At 72.8% G+C, this 18,197-nt stretch carries 15 protein-coding genes and 1 riboswitch; of the genes, 10 read left to right on the forward strand and 5 right to left on the reverse strand.

The window, feature by feature from the left end:
* Nucleotides 1-142: 142 nt before the first annotated feature.
* Nucleotides 143-2,101 (reverse strand): AAA family ATPase, encoded by a 1,959-nt coding sequence (locus FHU33_RS11770; RefSeq protein WP_142025531.1) that lies wholly within the window; start codon nucleotides 2,099-2,101, stop codon nucleotides 143-145.
* Nucleotides 2,098-3,078 (reverse strand): aldo/keto reductase, encoded by a 981-nt coding sequence (locus FHU33_RS11775; RefSeq protein ID WP_142025532.1) that lies wholly within the window; start codon nucleotides 3,076-3,078, stop codon nucleotides 2,098-2,100. The genes FHU33_RS11770 and FHU33_RS11775 overlap by 4 nt, the downstream gene beginning before the upstream one ends.
* Nucleotides 3,079-3,237: 159 nt before the next feature.
* On the opposite strand from FHU33_RS11775, the gene FHU33_RS11780 reads away from it, so the two are divergent.
* The 5 genes from FHU33_RS11780 to FHU33_RS11800 all read left to right on the forward strand — a co-directional run bounded on the left by FHU33_RS11780 (nucleotide 3,238) and on the right by FHU33_RS11800 (nucleotide 6,775).
* Nucleotides 3,238-4,068 (forward strand): undecaprenyl-diphosphate phosphatase, encoded by an 831-nt coding sequence (locus tag FHU33_RS11780; protein ID WP_142025533.1) that lies wholly within the window; start codon nucleotides 3,238-3,240, stop codon nucleotides 4,066-4,068.
* A gap of 37 nt (nucleotides 4,069-4,105) precedes the next feature.
* Nucleotides 4,106-4,804: a histidine phosphatase family protein gene (locus FHU33_RS11785; protein ID WP_142025534.1), complete on the forward strand. Its 699-nt coding sequence runs from the start codon at nucleotides 4,106-4,108 to the stop codon at nucleotides 4,802-4,804.
* A gap of 50 nt (nucleotides 4,805-4,854) precedes the next feature.
* Nucleotides 4,855-5,406 (forward strand): DUF3090 family protein, encoded by a 552-nt coding sequence (locus FHU33_RS11790; RefSeq protein WP_142025535.1) that lies wholly within the window; start codon nucleotides 4,855-4,857, stop codon nucleotides 5,404-5,406.
* Nucleotides 5,407-5,420: 14 nt separating this feature from the next.
* Nucleotides 5,421-6,170 (forward strand): SCO1664 family protein, encoded by a 750-nt coding sequence (locus FHU33_RS11795; protein ID WP_142025536.1) that lies wholly within the window; start codon nucleotides 5,421-5,423, stop codon nucleotides 6,168-6,170.
* A gap of 209 nt (nucleotides 6,171-6,379) precedes the next feature.
* Entirely contained in the window at nucleotides 6,380-6,775 is a 396-nt protein-coding gene (locus FHU33_RS11800; protein ID WP_246063534.1) for a VOC family protein, read from the forward strand.
* A 3-nt stretch (nucleotides 6,776-6,778) separates the two neighbouring features.
* Here FHU33_RS11800 and FHU33_RS11805 read toward each other — a convergent pair whose 3' ends face one another.
* On the reverse strand, nucleotides 6,779-7,495 hold the full coding sequence (locus FHU33_RS11805) for a maleylpyruvate isomerase family mycothiol-dependent enzyme (protein ID WP_142025538.1): 717 nt from the start codon (nucleotides 7,493-7,495) through the stop codon (nucleotides 6,779-6,781).
* Nucleotides 7,496-7,613: 118 nt separating this feature from the next.
* Here FHU33_RS11805 and mshC point away from each other — a divergent pair, with 118 nt between their 5' ends.
* The gene (mshC, locus tag FHU33_RS11810; RefSeq protein WP_142025539.1) at nucleotides 7,614-8,894 is read left to right on the forward strand and encodes a cysteine--1-D-myo-inosityl 2-amino-2-deoxy-alpha-D-glucopyranoside ligase; all 1,281 of its coding nucleotides are present in this window, start codon (nucleotides 7,614-7,616) and stop codon (nucleotides 8,892-8,894) included.
* Nucleotides 8,891-9,937, forward strand: a complete 1,047-nt coding sequence (locus FHU33_RS11815) for an HD domain-containing protein (protein ID WP_142025540.1) — start codon at nucleotides 8,891-8,893, stop codon at nucleotides 9,935-9,937. Before mshC ends, FHU33_RS11815 begins: the two co-directional genes overlap by 4 nt.
* Before the next feature lie 196 nt (nucleotides 9,938-10,133).
* Here the strand turns inward: FHU33_RS11815 and FHU33_RS11820 are convergent, their stop codons facing one another.
* Nucleotides 10,134-10,997, reverse strand: coding sequence for a PAC2 family protein (locus FHU33_RS11820; RefSeq protein WP_142025541.1), 864 nt, complete (start codon nucleotides 10,995-10,997; stop codon nucleotides 10,134-10,136).
* 192 nt (nucleotides 10,998-11,189) lie between these two features.
* Here FHU33_RS11820 and metH point away from each other — a divergent pair, with 192 nt between their 5' ends.
* From metH to FHU33_RS11835, 3 genes are all read left to right on the forward strand, one after another.
* Nucleotides 11,190-14,990, forward strand: coding sequence for a methionine synthase (gene metH / locus FHU33_RS11825; protein ID WP_142025542.1), 3,801 nt, complete (start codon nucleotides 11,190-11,192; stop codon nucleotides 14,988-14,990).
* A gap of 175 nt (nucleotides 14,991-15,165) precedes the next feature.
* Nucleotides 15,166-15,320, forward strand: a riboswitch (cyclic di-AMP (ydaO/yuaA leader).
* A 14-nt stretch (nucleotides 15,321-15,334) separates the two neighbouring features.
* The gene (locus FHU33_RS11830) at nucleotides 15,335-16,237 is read left to right on the forward strand and encodes a VldE C-terminal domain-containing protein (protein WP_211355096.1); all 903 of its coding nucleotides are present in this window, start codon (nucleotides 15,335-15,337) and stop codon (nucleotides 16,235-16,237) included.
* A complete protein-coding gene (locus FHU33_RS11835; RefSeq protein WP_142025543.1) occupies nucleotides 16,234-16,953 on the forward strand; it encodes an HAD family hydrolase in 720 nt (239 codons plus the stop codon). The genes FHU33_RS11830 and FHU33_RS11835 overlap by 4 nt, the downstream gene beginning before the upstream one ends.
* Nucleotides 16,954-16,967: 14 nt before the next feature.
* Here FHU33_RS11835 and FHU33_RS11840 read toward each other — a convergent pair whose 3' ends face one another.
* On the reverse strand, nucleotides 16,968-18,149 hold the full coding sequence (locus FHU33_RS11840) for a metal-dependent hydrolase family protein (protein ID WP_142025544.1): 1,182 nt from the start codon (nucleotides 18,147-18,149) through the stop codon (nucleotides 16,968-16,970).
* Between the last annotated feature and the right edge of the window lie 48 nt (nucleotides 18,150-18,197).

Genomic DNA, 18,197 nt, shown 5'->3' on the forward strand with positions numbered 1-18,197 from the left:
GGCCCGTCGACCCTCGGTCGGCGGGCCGCGCCCGTCGGCATGCGGGTCGAGCCGCGCCGCGGAGCGTTGAGCCGCGTCAGCGCGCGGCTCAACGCTGCCTGGCCCGGCCCGACCTACCCGTCCTGAGCACCTGCCCGATGGCTCAGCCGGCGAGGTCGCCCAGCTCCGCCAGCAGCGAGGCCAGGCGGGTGCGGCGGGGCCGGACGTCGACCTCGCGAACCGCGCGGGCCAGCGCCGCGCCGGAAGCGTGCACGATCGACAGGTGCTGCTGCGCGCGGGTCAGCGCGGTGTAGATCAGCGGCCGGGAGAGCATCCCACCGGCCTCCGGCGGCACGACGACCACCACGCCCGGCCACTCGGAGCCCTGCGCGCGGTGGACGGTGATCGCCCAGCCGTGCCGCAGATCCGACATGGCCTTGCCGGTGACGGTCACCGGACCCGAGGCGAACGTGACGTCGAGCGACCCGTCACCGGTCTTGGTCACCACGCCGACCTCGCCGTTGGCGAACCCGGTCGGCTCGAGCTCCAGGTGGTTGGCGGTGGCGACCACGCGGTCGCCGGCGTCGAAGCCCCAGACGGTGCCGTCGCCGGGGTTGAGCACCGCCTTGAGCGCCTTGTTCAGCTCGATCGTGCCCGCCGGCCCGCGGTGCACCGGCGTCACCACCTGCACCGAGCCGGGGTCGATGCCCAGCGCCCGGGGGATGGAGTCGGTGACCAGCTGGACCACCCGCCGCGACGCCTCCGCGCTGCCGGTGGCCGGGACGACCACCACCTCGCGGTCGGGGGAGTCGACCGGCGGCAGTTCACCGCCGCGGACGGCGGTGGCCAGCCGGGCGATCGCACCGCCCTCGGCCTGCCGGTAGAGCGTCGTGAGCTCGGTGACCGGGACGGCGCCCGAGTCGATGAGGTCGCCGAGCACGTGGCCCGGGCCGATCGAGGGGAGCTGGGCCGGGTCGCCCACCAGCAGCAGGTGCGTCCCGTCGGGGCACGCCTCCAGCAGCGCCGCGGTCAGCTCGACGTCCAGCATCGATGCCTCGTCCACGACGACGACGTCGGCGTCCAGCGGCCACTCCTCGTTCCGGGCGAACCCGCCGGTCATGCCCTGGGCGCCCAGCAGCCGGTGCACCGTCGTCGCCGGGTGGTCGGTGAGTTCCTCCAGGCGCTTGGCCGCCCGGCCCGTGGGCGCGGCCAGCGCGATCTCGGTGCCCTTGGCGCGCAGCAGCTTCACCACCGCCGCCACCGTGCGGCTCTTGCCCGTGCCCGGTCCGCCGGTGAGCAGGCTGACCCCGGACCCCAGCACCTGGGCGACGGCCTTCTTCTGCGCCTCGTCGAGGCCCTTGGCCACCGAGCGCACCGACGCCGGGTCGGCGATCCGCCCGGCCGAGGCGGCGAGCCGGGCGACGCCCTCGGCGACGGCCTCCTCGGCCATCCCGTAGCGGGCCAGGGAGAGCGAGCGCAGCGCGGGATCGGGCTCGGCTGTGTCGTCGTCCCCGCCCGCCCCCTCCGGCTCGGACGGCTCGTGCTCCAGCACGTCGCCGGACTCCACCGCCGCCACGATCGCGGCCGCGGGGTCGGCGATGCCTTCGGCCTGCAGCGCCGCGACGACCAGGTCGGCGGGCAGCACGGTGTGCCCGTCGCGGGTCGCGGTCCGCAGGGTGAGCCCGACGATGGCGCGGCCCCGCCGGCTGTCCTGCCGGTCCGCGCCCTTGAGGACGGCGATGGCCAGCCGGTCGGCGTCGCCGAGGGTGACGCCGGCGAGGCTCAGCAGCGCCCACGGGTCATCCCGCAGCCGCCGGGCGGCATCCGGCCCCAGGGTGTCGGCGACGCCCGCGGCGAGCTTGGCCTGCAGGCCCGCTCCGACGAGCAGCTCGACGACCTCGTAGGTCGGCTGCGCGGCCAGGAAGCTGGAGAACAGCCGCTCGGCGCGCTGCCGGCCGACCCGGGGAAGCTTCATCAGCCCGTCTGCGGTGACGTCGTCCGGGGCGGTGATGCCGGCCGCCGGCAGGTCGGCCGCCGTCCGCCGGCCCAGTCCGGGCCAGAGCCCGGCCGCGCAGAAGGCGGCGAAGACCGGGTCCCCGGCGGGAGCCGAGGGGACCGTCATGCTTCCGACCGGCGCTCGGGGTAGCTGAAGGCGGGCGCCGAGACGTCCTCCAGTGCGGTGCGGATCGCGGCCGGCAGGCGCACGCCCTCGGCGTCCAGGCTCGCCTGGAGCTGCTGTGCGCTGCGGGCGCCGACGATGGGGGCCACGACGCCGGGCCGGTCGCGCACCCACGCCAGCGCGACGGCCAGGGGAGTGGTGCCCAGCCCCTCGGCCGCGGTGATCACGGCCTCGACGATCCGGTCGGCTTTCGCCGAGCGGAGCCCGTCGATGAAGCCCTGCCACTGCGGGGAGGCGCCGCGCGACTCCGACGGCGTGCTGTGCCGGTACTTGCCCGTGAGCAGCCCCCGCCCGAGGGGTGACCACGGCAGCACGCCGAGACCCAGGGACTCGGCCGCCGGGACCACCTCGCGCTCGACCCCGCGCTGGAGCAGCGAGTACTCGACCTGGGTGCTGATGAGCGGGGTGCGACCCGGCCACGCCCGCTGCCAGGTGGCCGCCTGCGCGGTCTGCCAGCCGGTGAAGTTGCTGATGCCCACGTAGCGGGTCCGGCCGGAGGAGACGGCGACGTCGCAGGCGGCGAGGGTCTCCTCCAGCGGGGTCGTCTCGTCCCAGGCGTGCAGCTGCCACAGGTCGACGTGGTCGAGGCCCAGGCGCTCGAGGGAGGCGTCCAGCGCGGCCAGCAGGTGACCGCGGGAGGCGCCCCGCCCCATCGGCCCCGGCGCGGTACGCCCGACCGCCTTGGTGGCCACCAGCACCTCCGAGCGGGGGACGACGTCGGCGAGCAGGTGGCCGAGGACGCGCTCGCTCTCGCCGTCGCAGTAGACGTCCGCGGTGTCGACCAGGGTGCCGCCGGCGTCGACGAAGGCGGTCAGCTGCATCGCGGCCTCGTCCTCGTCGGTGTCCCGGCCCCACGTCATCGTGCCCAACGCCAACCGGGACACGACCAGACCACTCCGCCCCAGCGCGCGTTGCTCCACGACCGGCCAACCTACCGGCGGACCGTGTCCGGCAGCGGGGAGCACCCGGCCGCCCGGAGCGGCGCGGCGGGTCGTGCGGGCGGCGCGCCTAGGGTGACCGGTCGTGCCTGTACTGCCCCCGCCCCGACCTGTCCGCGCCGCCCTCGCGGGAACGCGCTGATGGGCTGGATCGAAGCGGTCGTCCTGGGTGTGGTCCAGGGGCTGACCGAGTTCCTGCCGATCTCCTCCAGCGCCCACCTGCGGGTCGTGGGGGAGGCCTTCGGCTGGGAGGATCCCGGTGCGGCGTTCACCGCGATCACCCAGATCGGCACCGAGGCCGCCGTCCTCCTGTACTTCCGGAAGGACATCCGGCGGATCATCGTCGCCTGGCTCGGCTCCCTGGCCGGCCGGCGGAAGGGCGACCCCGACGCCCGCATGGGATGGCTGATCATCGTCGGCAGCGTCCCGATCGTCGTCCTCGGGCTGCTGTTCCAGGACGACATCGAGACGACGCTGCGCGACCTGCGGATCGTGGCGACGGCGCTCATCGCCTTCTCGCTGGTCCTGTTCTGGGCCGACCGGGTGGGCGCCAAGAAGCGGGAGCTGGAAGACCTCACCGTGCCGCACGGCATCGGCTACGGCTTCGCCCAGGCGATGGCGCTGATCCCGGGTGTCTCCCGGTCCGGCGGCACGATCACGATGGGGCTCTTCCTCGGCTACTCCCGCTCGGCGGCGGCGCGCTACTCGTTCCTGCTCGCCGTCCCCGCCGTCCTGGGGTCGGGGTTCTTCCAGGCCTACGAGGCCCTGACCGGCGACGTCGCCGGTCGGGGAGTCTCCTGGGGGCCGACGATCCTGGCGACCGTCATCGCCTTCGGCGTCGGCCTCACCGTGATCGCCTGGCTGCTGCGCTACCTGGATCGCGGGAGCTTCACGCCGTTCGTCGTCTACCGGATCGTGCTCGGCACGCTGGTCCTCGTCCTCGTCTGGGCCGGGGTCCTCGACCCGACGTGAGCAGGTCCGCCCTGGTGGGCGGCCTAGGCTCTCCTCCGTGACCACGGTGATCCTGCTCCGGCACGGCCGGACGACGGCGAACATCGGCGGCGTCCTCGCCGGCTGGACCCCGGGCGTGCACCTCGACGAGACCGGGGCGGCCCAGGTCGCGGCGGTGGTCGAGCGACTGGCGAAGGTTCCGCTCGCCGCCGTCGTGAGCAGCCCGCTGGAGCGGTGCGCGCAGACCGCCGCCGCCGTCGCGGCCGGGCGGGACGTGACCGTGCAGGCCGACGACCGGCTCGGCGAGGCGCGCTACGGCGACTGGACCGGCCGGACGATCAAGGAGCTGGTCAAGGAGCCGCTCTGGAAGGTCGTCCAGCAGCACCCGTCGGCCGCGGTCTTCCCCGGTCCCGAGGGGGAGGGGCTGGCGCAGACGCAGGCCCGCGCGGTGGCCGCCGTCCGGTCGTGGAACGCGCAACTCGGACCCGACGCGGTCTGGCTGGCCTGCAGCCACGGGGACGTGATCAAGGCGATCCTGGCCGACGCCCTCGGCCTGCACCTGGACCAGTTCCAGCGGATCGTCGTCGACCCCGCCTCGATCTCCGTGGTGACCTACACCGAGACCCGGCCATTCGTCGTCCGGGTGAACGACACCGGTGGCGACGTCTCCGCGCTGATCCCGCCGCCTCGCCGGCGCCGCCGTACCAAGGCGTCGTCGGACGCCGTCGTCGGCGGCGGGGCGGGGACGACCGTCTGACCTCGGTGTCGTCGGGGCCGGACGTCGGCCACCCCGCGTAACCTGGGCGCGTGCCCCGTCAGGTCCATCTCTTCGAGCGTCCGATCCGTTTCGTCGCCGGCACCGTGGGCCAGCCCGGAGACCGCACGTTCTACCTGCAGGCGTCCGACGAGACCGGCCGCACGGTCAGCGTCGCCCTGGAGAAGACGCAGGTGCAGGTGCTCGCCGACCGGATGAACGAGCTGCTGGACGAGGTGGCCGGCCGCGCGAGCACCGACATCCCGGCCGAGGCCGAGGTCGACGACCTCGAACCGCTCGCCGCGCCCATCGACGAGGAGTTCCGGGTGGCCGCGATGGGCCTGGCCTGGGACGGCTCGGCCGAGGCCGTCGTCGTCGAGGCCGTGGCCGCGGGCGAGGAGCCGATCGACGAGGAGGCCATCCTCTCCGACAGCGACGAAGGTCCCGATGCGCTCCGGGTGACCATCACGCCGGTCGCCGCCCGAGCATTCGTCGCCCGTGCCCGGCGCGTCGTGGCGGCCGGCCGGCCGCCGTGTCCGCTGTGCTCGCTGCCGCTGGACCCGGCCGGGCACGTGTGCCCCCGGCAGAACGGCTACCGCCGCTGACCGGCGGCTTCTCGATGAGCGAGCAACCTGTCGAGCCGGATCTGCGCCCCCCGGCGGACGACGACGAGGCGCTCCAGCTGCTGCGCGAGGGCGTGATCGACCTCGAAGGGCGGATGCTGGACGCGTCGAACGTGACCCTCGTCGGCGCCATCCGGACCGACGAGCTGGCCGCCGAGTGCGTCTACAAGCCGGTCGCGGGCGAGCGGCCGCTGTGGGACTTCCCCGACGGCACCCTGGCCGGGCGGGAGATCGCTGCCTTCCTCGTCTCGCAGGCGACCGGCTGGCGGGTCGTGCCGCCGACCGTGCTGCGGGAGGGGCCGTTCGGTCCCGGGATGGTGCAGCTGTGGGTCGACGGCGACGAGGACGTCGACCTGGCCGCGTTCGTGCGCCGCGACGAGCCGGCCCTGCGCCGGATGGCGGTGTTGGACGCCGTCGTCAACAACGCCGACCGCAAGGGCGGGCACATCATCCCCATGCCCGACGGCCACGTGTACGGCGTCGACCACGGCATCTGCTTCTCCGTGGACCCCAAACTGCGCACGCTGCTGTGGCGATGGGCGAACAAGCCGCTCACCTCCCACGCCGTTGCCGTGCTCGAGCGGCTGGGCGACGAGCTGCGCGGTGACCTCGGTGAGCAGTTGCACGAGCACCTGACCCGGCGCGAGGTGCGCTGCACCCAGCAGCGGGTCGCCGAGCTCCTGCGCACCGGCCGGCACCCCGAGCCCAGCGGCGAGTGGCCCGCCCTGCCCTGGCCGCCGTTTTGATTGCCGTCCTCCGGACGGCACCGCGGCCACGTGCCGTCCCCCAGCTGCGTTGAGCCCTGCCTCGTCACGCCTCGGGGAGCCTCCGGCCCCCGCTCGGCGCGGCGACCTCGCGGGGCGCCACGCGTCCCAGCGTCCTCGTCCCGCGTCCCGTCCTGACTCGGGGGAGCCTCCGGCCCCCCGCTCGCCACGACCCCCTCGTTCCCGGCAGCATGCTTTCCGTGCCTCATCGTTCTCGGCTGTCGATCCTGCTGCTCGACCTGCCGCCGGAGCACCACGTCGCCGGCACCGACTTCTGGGCGGGGGCGACCGGCCGCTCGGCCGACCCCGACCACACCGACGAGAAGTGGGCGTCGCTGGGTTCGTTCGCCGACGGCTGGCACGTCGAGATCCAGAGGACCGGCGAGGGCACGCCGCCGCGCTGGCACGTCGACATCGAGACCGACGACATCCCCGCCGAGGTGGCCCGCCTGGAAGCCCTCGGCGCGAAGCGGCACAAAGACATGGGCGCGTTCTGGCAGATGCTCGACCCGGCGGGGCTCATCTTCTGCGTCGTCGGCATCCAGACCGGCGAGGCGTTCGACCGCCACGCCGTCACCTGGCCCTGAGCGCTACTCCAGCTCGACCAGGTCGATCATCGCGGCCGCCTGGAGGCCGTCGCCGTCCACGGTGAGCACCTCGAGGGGAACCCGGCGCCACACCGCGAGCAGCAGATCGCCCGCGGTGCCGGTCAGCGCGGCGATGGGGAAGGGCCGGCTGCCGGGAAAGAGGGTCCGCTCGGCATCGGCGTCCACGGCGTGGAAGACGACCGGGTGCGCACCCGGCGGCGGGCCGTCGGGCAGAGCGCCGGGGACCATGACCTCCAGCCACTCGTCGAGCCCGTCGAGCCCGACGTCCGTGGGGACGGGCCGCACGTCGCCGAGCACCTGCTCCACGTCGACCGTGTGGACGGTGGCCTCCTGCGCCTGGCGTCGGAGCACGAACGCGACGTCCTGCTGCGGGGCCCACGTCCAGACCCGGGTCGTGGGGTCGGCGCCGGCGAGCACGGTCTCCAGTTCGGCGTTCTGTGCGGTGAGGAAGCCGAGCAGCTCGTCGTCGGGATGCCGCCGGGGCTCCACGTACGTCGAGGGGTCCGGCGCCCGCGTCCGCACCACCCACGCCCAGAAGTGCTGGACCTCCGAGAGATGCCAGACGAGGTCGTTCAGCCGCCAGCCGGGACAGCCGGGCACCGGAGCCTGCCAACCGTGGGCCAGCACCGCCTCGGCCGCCGCGCCGGCGAATCGCGCGTTCGCCTGCTCCAGGACCGGCAGGTACTCGTCCAGCTCCATGGCTCCTCCTCGTGCCGCCGTCCCGCATTCGTCCTGGACGCTAGGGGAGAGGTGCGACGAACGGGGCGGTCCCGGTGTGCGGCGCAAGATCGTCGGCACCCCGCTCTAGGCTCGTGCCGTGCTCTCCTGGCCTGCCCCGCTGCTTCCGACCCTGCCCGGGACCGGGCCCGTGCTCAAGGTCCACGACACCTCCCGCGGCGAAGTGGTGGCCACGAGCCCCGGCCAGACGGCCCGGATGTACGTCTGCGGCATCACTCCCTACGACGCCACGCACCTCGGCCACGCGGCCACCTACCTCGCGTTCGACCTGATCAACCGGATGTGGCGGGACGGCGGCCACGCCGTGCACTACGTCCAGAACGTCACCGACATCGACGATCCGCTGCTCGAGCGCGCCGACCGCGACAACGAGGACTGGGTCGTCCTGGGCATGCGGGAGACCGCGCTCTTCCGCGAGGACATGACCGCGTTGCGGGTCCTCCCGCCGGAGGACTTCGTGGGAGCCGTCGAGTCGATCCCGCGGATCGTCGCCCACGTCGAGGACCTGCTCTCCGAGGGCCTGGCCTACGTGCTGGACGACGGGACCGGCGACGTCTACCACGACGTCTCGCAGGCCCCGGGCTTCGGCAGGGAGTCGCGGTACGACGAGGACACGATGCTGCGGTTCTTCGCCGAACGCGGGGGCGACCCCGAGCGGCCGGGCAAACGCCAGCCGCTGGACCCGATGCTGTGGCGCGGGAAGCGTCCCGGCGAGCCGTCGTGGACCGGCCCGCGGGGCACCGCCGGTCGGCCCGGCTGGCACATCGAGTGCGCCACGATCGCGCTCGACACCATCGGCATGGGCTTCGACGTCCAGGGTGGCGGCAGTGACCTGGTCTTCCCGCACCACGAGTACTCCGCCGTGCACGCCGAGGCGCTGACCGCGACCAAACCGTTCGCCCGCGCGTACGTGCACGCGGCGATGATCGGCCTCGGCGGCGAGAAGATGAGCAAGAGCCGGGGCAACCTGGTGTTCGTCTCCAAGCTCCGCGGCGAGGGCGTCGACCCCATGGCGATCCGGCTGGCGCTGCTGTCGGGCCACTACCGCACCGACCGCGCCTGGACGGCGGACCTCCTGCGGGAGGCCGAGGAGCGCCTGGACACCTGGCGCCGGGCCGTCGCGCTCGACGCCGGTGCCCCCGCCGCGCCGCTGCTGCTGGGGCTGCGGGAGCGGCTGTCCGACGACCTGGACAGCCCCGGCGCGATCGCGCTCGTGGACGCCTGGGCGGCCGAGACGCTGGCCGGGGGAGAGGACGCCGAGGAGGAGTCGCCACGGATCGTGTGCGACGCGGTCGACGCCCTGCTCGGCGTGGCGCTGGACGCGTGCGCCCGGGACAGAGCGCTGGGCGACCGCGGATGAGCGTGCCCGGGCCCTTCCGGTTCACCGACCGCGCCGCGCGGGAGGCGGCGGAGGAACGACTCGCTCCCGCCGCCGTGCGTGCGGCCGCCAGCCGCGGCCGGGCCCGTCCGGAGCCCGAGGACCCCTTGCGCACGGCGTTCGAGCGCGACCGTGACCGGATCCTGCACGCCAAGGCGTTCCGCCGGCTGAAGCACAAGACGCAGGTCTTCCTGAACCCCGACGGCGATCACTTCGTCACCCGGCTGACCCACACGCTGCAGGTCACCCAGGTCGCGCGATCGCTCGCCCGGGCTCTCGGCCTCAACGAGACGCTGGCCGAGGCGATCGCGCTGGCGCACGACGTCGGGCACTCGCCGTTCGGGCACCTCGGTGAGGACGCGCTGGAGCCCTACGTGCCCGGCGGGTGGCACCACGCCGCCCAGGGGGTGCGCATCGTGGAGGTGCTCGAGCACCTCAACCTCACCTGGGAGGTCCGCGACGGCGTCCGGTCGCACAGCTGGAAGATCGACCCGCCGCCGTCGACCCGCGAGGGCGAGTGCGTCCGCTACGCCGACCGGATCGGCTACCTGTCCCACGACGCGCTGGACGCCATCAGAGCAGGCGTGATCCGGCCGGAGGAACTTCCGGCCCGCGCCCGCGACGTGTTCGGCGCACCCGGGAGCGAGATGGTCGGCACGATGATCGACGCCGTCGTCGAGGGTTCGCTGTCCCCGGAGAACACCGCCGGTGCGGTCGTCATGGGGCGTGGCCCGCTGGAGGCCATGCACGAGCTGCGGGCGTTCATGTTCGAGCGGGTCTACATGTCGGATACGGCCGCCGGCCAGAAGCACGTCGCCATCGACGTGATCCGCCGGCTGGTCGACCACCACCTGGCCCACCCCGAGTTGATCCCCGAGTCCTACCGGGACACCGAGGCCGACGCCGTCACCCAGGTCGTCGACCACGTGTCCGGCATGACCGACCGGTTCGCCCTCGCCATGCACGACCGGCTCTTCGACGCCGACGCCACCTCGCAGATGACGCCGTTGCTCCGCGCGGACTAGGAGTCAACGCGCCGTCGCGTCCCGCCCCCGTCGACCTGACGACAGATCGACACCCGGCGCCGCTCAGCGAGTGCGGAGTCGATGCCGCCGACACGCAGAGACACGCGAGGCGCAGCGACCACAACCGCACGCTCGGCCGGCGCCGGCGGCCGGCCCAGCACCGATGAGCCGACCCGGCCGGACTCACAGTCTTCTTTCAGCCGCCGGAGGCGCCGCGGCGGCGGAGGTAGCGCTCGAACTCCTTGGCGATCGTGTCACCGCTGGCCTGAGAGAGGTCGAACTCGGCAGCCCGCTCCTCGAGCGAGCGCACGTACTCGACGACCTCGTCGTCCTCGTTGGCCATCTCGTCGACCGTCTTCACCCAGTCCTCGGCCTGCTGCGGCAGGGCGCCGAGCGGCACAGCGATCTCGAGGACCTCCTCGACCCGCTGCAGCAGCGCGACCGTGGCCCGCGGCGACGGCGGCTGGGAGACGTAGTGCGGCACGGCGGCCCAGAAGCTGATCGCCGGCAGCCCGGCCTGCACGCAGGCGTCCTGGAAGACGCCCAGGATGCCGGTTGGCCCCTCGTACCGGGAGGTCTCCAGGCCGTACGTGCGGGCGGACTCCGCGTCGTACGCCGAGCCGGTGACCGGGGTGGGCCGGGTGTGCGGGGTGTCGGCCAGCAGGGCACCCAGCGCGACCACGATCGAGACGTCGAGCTCGGTCAGGATCGCGATGAGCTCGTCGCAGAACCCACGCCACCGCATGTTCGGCTCGATGCCCCGGATGAGGACGACGTCGCGCTCGCTCCCCGGCGGCCGGGCCACGGAGATCCGGGTCGTCGGCCACTCGATGCGGCGGCTGACCCCACCGATCAGCGAGACGGTGGGCCGGTTCACCTGGAAGTCGTAGTAGTCCTCCGGGTCCAGCGCGGCCAGCGGCTTGGCGTCCCAGATCAGCTCGAGGTGCTCGACGGCCCCGGTCGCGGCGTCCCCGGCGTCGTTCCAGCCCTCGAAGGCCACCACCACCAGGGGGTCGGTCAGCCGGGGCAGGTCGTCAGCTGCGGACTGTGGATCGGTCACCTCTGCGAGCCTACGTCGATCCGGTCGCCCCGCCCGGTTCTCGACCCGTCCGCATGATGTCGACGACACCGAGGCCACAGGGAATGAGACGATGGGCGGGACATCGGGAGCGCCCAAGCCTGGGCCAGCCCGCCGGGGTGCCGGAGCATCGAAGCCCGCACACCCACAGCAGAGCACCACTGGGGATCGCCTGTGTCCGACTCACCCATCCTCCGCCCGGATGCCACGGCCGCGCTGACCGCCCTGCTCGACCAGCGGATCCTCGTGCTCGACGGCGCGATGGGCACCGCCATCCAGCGGGACCGGCCGGACGAGGCCGGCTACCGCGGGGAGCGCTTCGCCGACTGGCCGACCGACGTGCAGGGGAACAACGACCTGTTGAGCATCACCGCTCCCGAGATCATCACCGCGATCCACCGGGAGTACCTCGATGCCGGCGCGGACCTCATCGAGACGAACACGTTCAACGCCACCACGATCTCGCTGTCCGACTACGGCATGCAGGACCTCGCCTACGAGCTCAACGTCGCCTCCGCCCGGCTGGCCCGCCGGGAGTGCGACGCGATGACCGAACGCATCCCGGACAAGCCGCGCTTCGTCGTCGGAGCGATCGGGCCGACCAGCCGGACGGCGTCCATCTCCCCGGACGTCAACGACCCGGGCGCCCGCAACGTCACCTACGACGAGCTGGTCGAGGCCTACCTGGAGCAGGCGAACGGGCTCGTCGACGGCGGCTCCGACGTGCTGCTGATCGAGACGATCTTCGACACGCTCAACGCCAAGGCGGCGATCTTCGCGCTGGAGACGCTTTTCGAGGAGCGCGGGCGCCGCTGGCCGGTGATGATCTCCGGCACCATCACCGACGCCTCCGGCCGCACGCTGTCGGGGCAGGTCACCGAGGCCTTCTGGCACTCGGTGCGGCACGTGAACCCGCTGCTGGTGGGGCTCAACTGCGCCCTCGGCGCCAAGGAGATGCGGCCCTACATCGCCGAGATGTCACGGATCGCCGACACGTTCGTGTCCTGCTATCCGAACGCGGGCCTCCCGAACGCGTTCGGCGAGTACGACGAGTCGCCCGACGAGACCGCCGCGGTGCTGGCGGAGTTCGCCGACAGCGGCTTCGTCAACCTCGTCGGGGGCTGCTGCGGCACGACACCGGCACACATCGCGGCGATCGCCGGCGTGGTCGAGGGCCGGAAGCCGCGGATCCCCGTCGAGGTGCAGCCCGCCCTCCGGCTCTCCGGTCTCGAGCCGGTGACCGTCACCGAGGACAGCCTCTTCGTCAACGTCGGCGAGCGCACGAACATCACCGGATCGGCCCGTTTCCGCAACCTGATCAAGGCCGGCGACTACCCGGCGGCGCTGGCGGTGGCCAGGCAGCAGGTCGAAGCCGGCGCGCAGGTCATCGACATCAACATGGACGAGGGGATGATCGACGGCGTCCAGGCGATGGACCGCTTCGCGAAGCTGATCGCCACCGAGCCCGACATCTGCCGCGTGCCCACGATGATCGACTCCTCGAAGTGGGAGGTGATCGAGGCCGGGCTCAAGTGCGTCCAGGGCAAGGCCATCGTCAACTCGATCTCGCTGAAGAACGGCGAGGAGGAGTTCGTCCACCACGCCCGGCTGTGCCGCAAGTACGGCGCGGCGGTCGTCGTCATGGCCTTCGACGAGGACGGCCAGGGCGACAACCTCGTCCGCCGCACGCAGATCTGCAAGCGCGCCTACGACATCCTCATCGAGCAGGTCGGCTTCCCGGCCGAGGACATCATCTTCGACCCCAACATCTTCGCCGTCGCCACGGGGATCGAGGAGCACGCGAACTACGGCCTGGACTTCATCGAGGCCACCCGCTGGATCAAGCAGAACCTGCCCGGTGCGCTCGTCTCCGGCGGCGTCTCGAACGTCTCCTTCTCCTTCCGCGGCAACAACCCCGTGCGCGAGGCCATCCATTCGGTCTTCCTGTACCACGCGATCGAGGCCGGCCTGGACATGGCGATCGTGAACGCCGGCCAGCTCGAGGTCTACAGCGAGGTGCCCGCGCTGCTGCGCGAGCGCATCGAGGACGTGATCCTCAATCGCCGTCCGGACAGCACCGAACGCCTGCTGGAGATCGCCGGTGACTTCGCCGGCGACGGCTCGGTCAAGGAGGTGGCGACCGAGGAGTGGCGGTCGCTGCCGGCGGGGGAGCGGATCACGCACGCGCTGGTGAAGGGCATCGACGCGTTCGTCGAGGACGACACCGAGGAGTTGCGCGCCCTCATCAGCGAGCGGGGCGGCCGGCCGATCGAGGTGATCGAGGGCCCGCTGATGGACGGCATGAACGTCGTCGGCGACCTGTTCGGCGCCGGGAAGATGTTCCTGCCGCAGGTGGTGAAGTCCGCGCGGGTCATGAAGAAGGCCGTCGCGTACCTGATCCCGTTCATCGAGGCGGAGAAGCAGCCCGGCGACGCCGAACGCACCAACGGCAAGGTCGTCATGGCGACGGCGAAGGGCGACGTCCACGACATCGGCAAGAACATCGTCGGCGTCGTCCTCCAGTGCAACAACTACGACGTCGTCGACCTCGGCGTCATGGTGCCGGCACAGAAGATCCTGGACGCCGCGAAGCACGAGGGCGCCGACGTCATCGGCCTCTCCGGGCTGATCACGCCGTCGCTGGACGAGATGGTGAACCTCGCCTCGGAGATGGAGCGGCAGGGCTTCGACGTCCCGCTGCTCATCGGCGGGGCGACGACGTCGCGCGCGCACACCGCGGTCAAGATCGCGCAGAAGTACCACGGACCGGTCGTCTGGGTGAAGGACGCCTCGCGGTCGGTGCCGGTCGTCGCGGCCCTGCTCTCCGACGAGCAGCGCCCGAAGCTGCTGGCCGAGACGGCGGCCGAGTACGAGGCCCTGCGGGAGCGGCACGCCGCCCGGCAGGACAGCCGGACGATGCTGCCCATCGCCGCCGCCCGGGCCGCGGCCCCACGAATCGACTGGAGCACCTACTCCCCGCCGCGGCCGCGCATGCTGCTGCAGCAGGCGATGGACGTCTGTGCGGGCCCCTCCTGCGACCACGTCCACCACGTGGCGACCCAGTTCGTCCGGACGTTCACCGAGTATCCGCTCGAAGAGCTGCGCGGCTACATCGACTGGCAGCCGTTCTTCAACGCCTGGGAGATGCGGGGCCGCTTCCCCGACATCCTCCACAACCCGGTGTCCGGTGAGGCCGCCCGCCGGCTCTACGAGGACGCGCAGGCGATGCTCGACCAGATCATCGGCGAGAAGTGGCTGACCGCGAACGGCGCCCTCGGCCTGTTCCCGGCCAACCAGGTCGAGGGCGACGACATCGAGGTCTACACCGACGAGTCGCGCTCCGCCGTCCTGACGACGCTGCACCAACTGCGGCAGCAGACCGAGGGACGGGACGGATCGTCACGCAAGTCGCTGGCCGATTTCGTGGCGCCGAAGGCGACCGGGTTGCGCGACTACGTCGGGGCCTTCGCGGTGACCGCCGGCCTGGGCTCCGTCGAGCGGGTCATGGCGTTCAAGAAGGCCAATGACGACTACAGCGCGATCCTGCTGGAGTCACTCGCCGACCGGCTGGCCGAGGCCTTCGCCGAGCGGCTGCACGAGCGGGTGCGCAAGGAGTTCTGGGCCTACGCCCCGGACGAGCACCTCGACGCCGACGGGTTGATCGCCGAGAAGTACCACGGCATCCGGCCCGCTCCGGGGTACCCGGCCTGCCCGGAGCACACGGAGAAGCAGACGATCTGGGATCTGCTGGACGTCGAGGCCACCACCGGCATCCAGCTCACCGAGAGCATGGCCATGTGGCCGGGTGCCGCGGTGAGCGGGTTGTACTTCTCGCACCCCGACTCCCGGTACTTCGTGCTGGGACGGGTCGGTCGTGACCAGGTCGAGGACTACGCGCGACGCAAGGGCTGGACCGTCGCCGAGGCGGAGAAGTGGTTGTCCCCGAACCTCGGCTATCGCACGGAGGACGAATGAAGGACCCCGTCCTCCCCATCCCTCGCAAGCTCGGGCGGGCCCCTGGGCGGAGCCGATGGGGCCCGCCGCCCGCCGTCAAGGGTTCAGCCGTGTGGCAAGGACAACGGGCCGTCGTAAACATTTCGTAGTACTTTCGTTATCTGTCTGCCGGGCCCCGTTCCTCGACCGAGGACCCCGCCGGACACCGCCGAACTGCGCGCGGCCCAGCGCCGCGAGCAGACCGGGGACCCATGGTTCCTCTGGGGTGAATCCTGCGCGCATGCGCTGCAGGTAGGGCAACTTCCGGCCCGAACCCGTCAGCTAACTCGGTAGGCGGCTGAGGAAGAACGGAGAGACGCCCCCCTGTGGCGCCCCTGAACCTGAACACCGCACAGCCCACCGACGACGTCACCGGCACGGACTCCGTCCGCCTCGCCCGCACGAGCCGCCTGGCAGCGCCGGGCTCCCGCGTGGCCTACTCCCTCGGCATCGCCACCGTCTGCGTGCTCGCCGCCTTCGACCTGGTGGCCGGGAAGCCGGCTCCGGCCACCGCCGAGACGCAGACGGCGTCCGTCGTCGTCGCCGATGCCCTGGGTATCGACGGGGCCGGTATCGAGGCCCCCGCGCCCGAGGACTCCGAGCTGCTGGGCCAGCTGGCCGCCAGCCGGTCCGAGCGCGACGCGGAGCAGGCCGCGGCCGCCGCGGCCCAGGCGCAGGCCGAGCACGACGCTGCCGCGGCGAAGGCGGCGGAGGAGGCACGCCTCGCAGCCGAGGCCGCTGCCGCCGCTGAGGCGGCCGCTGCAGCGGAGGCGGCCGCGGCGGCGGAGGCGGCCGAGGCAGCGGAGGCGGCAGCCGCCGCCTCGCCCGCGCCGGCTGCCGCGGCGGCGTCCGTGACCGCCACGGTCATCGCGAAGATCAGCAACAGTGCGGGCGCCCTCAGGCCCGTCGCACAGGCAGCCGCCAACGCGGTCGTGTCCAACGTCCCCGGGGCCGACAGCATCACCCTCGGCGGCACCCGCGCGAGCGCCGCCGATCCGGGAGGCCACCCCTCCGGGCTGGCGGTGGACTACATGGTCGGCTCGAACGCGGCCCTCGGTGACGCGATCGTCGCCTACCACGTCGCGCACTGGGACGAGCTCGGCGTCGACTACATCATCTGGCAGCAGCGGATGCTCAGCTCGCCCGGTGGCTCCTGGAAGCAGATGGAGAACCGCGGCAGTGCCACGGCCAACCACATGGACCATCCGCACGTGAACTACCGGGGATGAACCGCGCGGCTCGAGGCGTCGGTGAGCTGCGAGCCGTGCTGTTCGACATGGACGGCACGCTGGTGGAGACGGAGCAGTACTGGGGCGAGGCGATGTTCGAGCTCGCCGCGAGCCTCGGCGGGAGGATGTCCGAGCGCGCCCGGGCGGCCACGGTGGGCTCCACCATGCGCCGGTCGATGAGCATCCTGCACGCCGACCTCGGGCTGGCCCGGACCGAGGAACAGCTGCTGGCCGACGCCCGCTGGGTCGAGGACCGGACGGCGCAGCTCCTTGGCTCCGGCATCTCCTGGTGCCCGGGTGCGCGCGAGCTGCTCATCGCGGTCCGGGCCGCGGGTCTGCGGTCGGCCCTGGTCACCACCACACCGCGGCGGCTGGCCGACATCGTCCTGACGACCATCCGTGCCGATCTGGGTGGTGATCCGTTCGACGTTACCATCTGCGGTGACGAGGTGCCGGCGCGCAAGCCCGACCCGGCGCCCTACCTGCAGGCGATGGCCGCACTCGGGGTGGAGCCCGCCGGGTGCGTCGTGGTCGAGGACTCGCAGTCCGGGGTGGCGGCGGGTCTCGCCGCAGGTGCCGCCGTCCTGGGCGTCCCGACCGTCCAGGAGATCCCCAGCGCACCCGGGCTCACCGTGCGGAACGGCCTCGGCGGCGTCGACGTGGCCGGACTGGCCGACGTCCTGGCCCGTGGCGACATGGCCGACGCGTCCGCCTGAGCGGAGCTCCGCCGCTACTGGCGGGGCAGCGGCACCTCGCGGCCCCGCGACACCACCGTGCGTGGCCGCTGCAGAGCCGTCACGTCGATCAGTGGGTCGCCGTCGACCAGCAGTAGATCGGCCTCCAGGCCCACGGCCAGACGTCCGGTGCGCCGCTGCAGGCCGCACGCCCGGGCCGCCAGGCCGGTTGCCGACGCCAGCGCCTCGGTCGCGGGGGCTCCGCACGCGACGAGGTCGGCGACCGCCATGGGCACCAACCCGTGCCTCTTGGACGGGCCGATCCCGGCGTCGGTGCCGGCGAGGAACGTGATCCCGGCGTTGACGAGCTCAACGACGTGCACGAGGTGGTCCTCGAACGTCGACCCGATCGCCGCCAGACGTGCCTGTACGTGCGGGGGTGGAGCGACGCCGGGGACGCGCCCGACGGTCGGGCAGACGTAGGTACCGGCCTCGACCAGTCGTTCGGCCAGCGCCGGGGGCAGTCGGGCACCGGTGTGCGTCAGGCAACTGCAGTGCTCGATGCCGTCGACGCCGGACTCGACGGCGAGTTCCACCGCCGCGAGTCCGTGGGCATGGGCTGTCACGGGGAGCCCGTGGCCGTGGGCCTCGTCCACCACGGCACGCATCTCCCCGAGGCTGAACTGGCAGGCGAGGACGTCGGTGTCCGGTGTCAGGACACCGCCACTGGTCATGATCTTCACGACGCCGGCACCGCGATCCACCCGCTCGCGGACAGCCTCGCGCAGCCCTTCCGGGCCCGTCGCGACGCCCCCCATCGACCAGCAGTGACCACCCGGGACCGTGAGCGGAGGCCCGGATGCGACGACGGTGGGCCCGTCGTCGCCCGTGCGCGACCGTTCGACGACAGCCCACCGGTCGTCCCCGAGATCGCGCACGGTCGTCACGCCTGCCTGGAGGTGCTGCTCCTCCGCGGTCGTGATGACCGCCTGCAGCTGGTCGGCGGACAGTTCGGCGAACTGGTCCAGCGCCCGCGGGCTGCTGTCGCCACAGAGGTGCACGTGCGTGTCGATGAGGCCGGGCAACAGCGCCGCGCCGTCGGTGACCGGGCAGCCGTCGGGTGTGGGGGAGGAGGCGGACTCGACCCCGACGATGACGCCGTCGTCGACGAGGACGAGCGCGCCGCCCGGCAGTCGTCGTTCGCCGTCGAAGGCGACATCGGCCCGGTAGGCGCGCACGGTGCCTCCCCGGGGACCGCCTCTGCCCAGTGACGGTAGCGGCCGACG

The sequence above is a fragment of the Blastococcus colisei genome (genome assembly GCF_006717095.1).
In the GTDB taxonomy this organism is placed as follows: domain Bacteria; phylum Actinomycetota; class Actinomycetes; order Mycobacteriales; family Geodermatophilaceae; genus Blastococcus_B; species Blastococcus_B colisei.

Bases quoted from the DNA above. Each gene is read 5' to 3' on its own strand.
- FHU33_RS11770 (WP_142025531.1), bottom strand. From the start codon at position 2,101: ATGACGGTCCCCTCGGCTCCCGCCGGGGACCCGGTCTTCGCCGCCTTC.
- FHU33_RS11780 (WP_142025533.1), top strand. From the start codon at position 3,238: ATGGGCTGGATCGAAGCGGTCGTCCTGGGTGTGGTCCAGGGGCTGACC.
- FHU33_RS11795 (WP_142025536.1), top strand. From the start codon at position 5,421: ATGAGCGAGCAACCTGTCGAGCCGGATCTGCGCCCCCCGGCGGACGAC.
- FHU33_RS11800 (WP_246063534.1), top strand. From the start codon at position 6,380: ATGCTTTCCGTGCCTCATCGTTCTCGGCTGTCGATCCTGCTGCTCGAC.
- FHU33_RS11805 (WP_142025538.1), bottom strand. From the start codon at position 7,495: ATGGAGCTGGACGAGTACCTGCCGGTCCTGGAGCAGGCGAACGCGCGA.
- FHU33_RS11815 (WP_142025540.1), top strand. From the start codon at position 8,891: ATGAGCGTGCCCGGGCCCTTCCGGTTCACCGACCGCGCCGCGCGGGAG.
- FHU33_RS11835 (WP_142025543.1), top strand. From the start codon at position 16,234: ATGAACCGCGCGGCTCGAGGCGTCGGTGAGCTGCGAGCCGTGCTGTTC.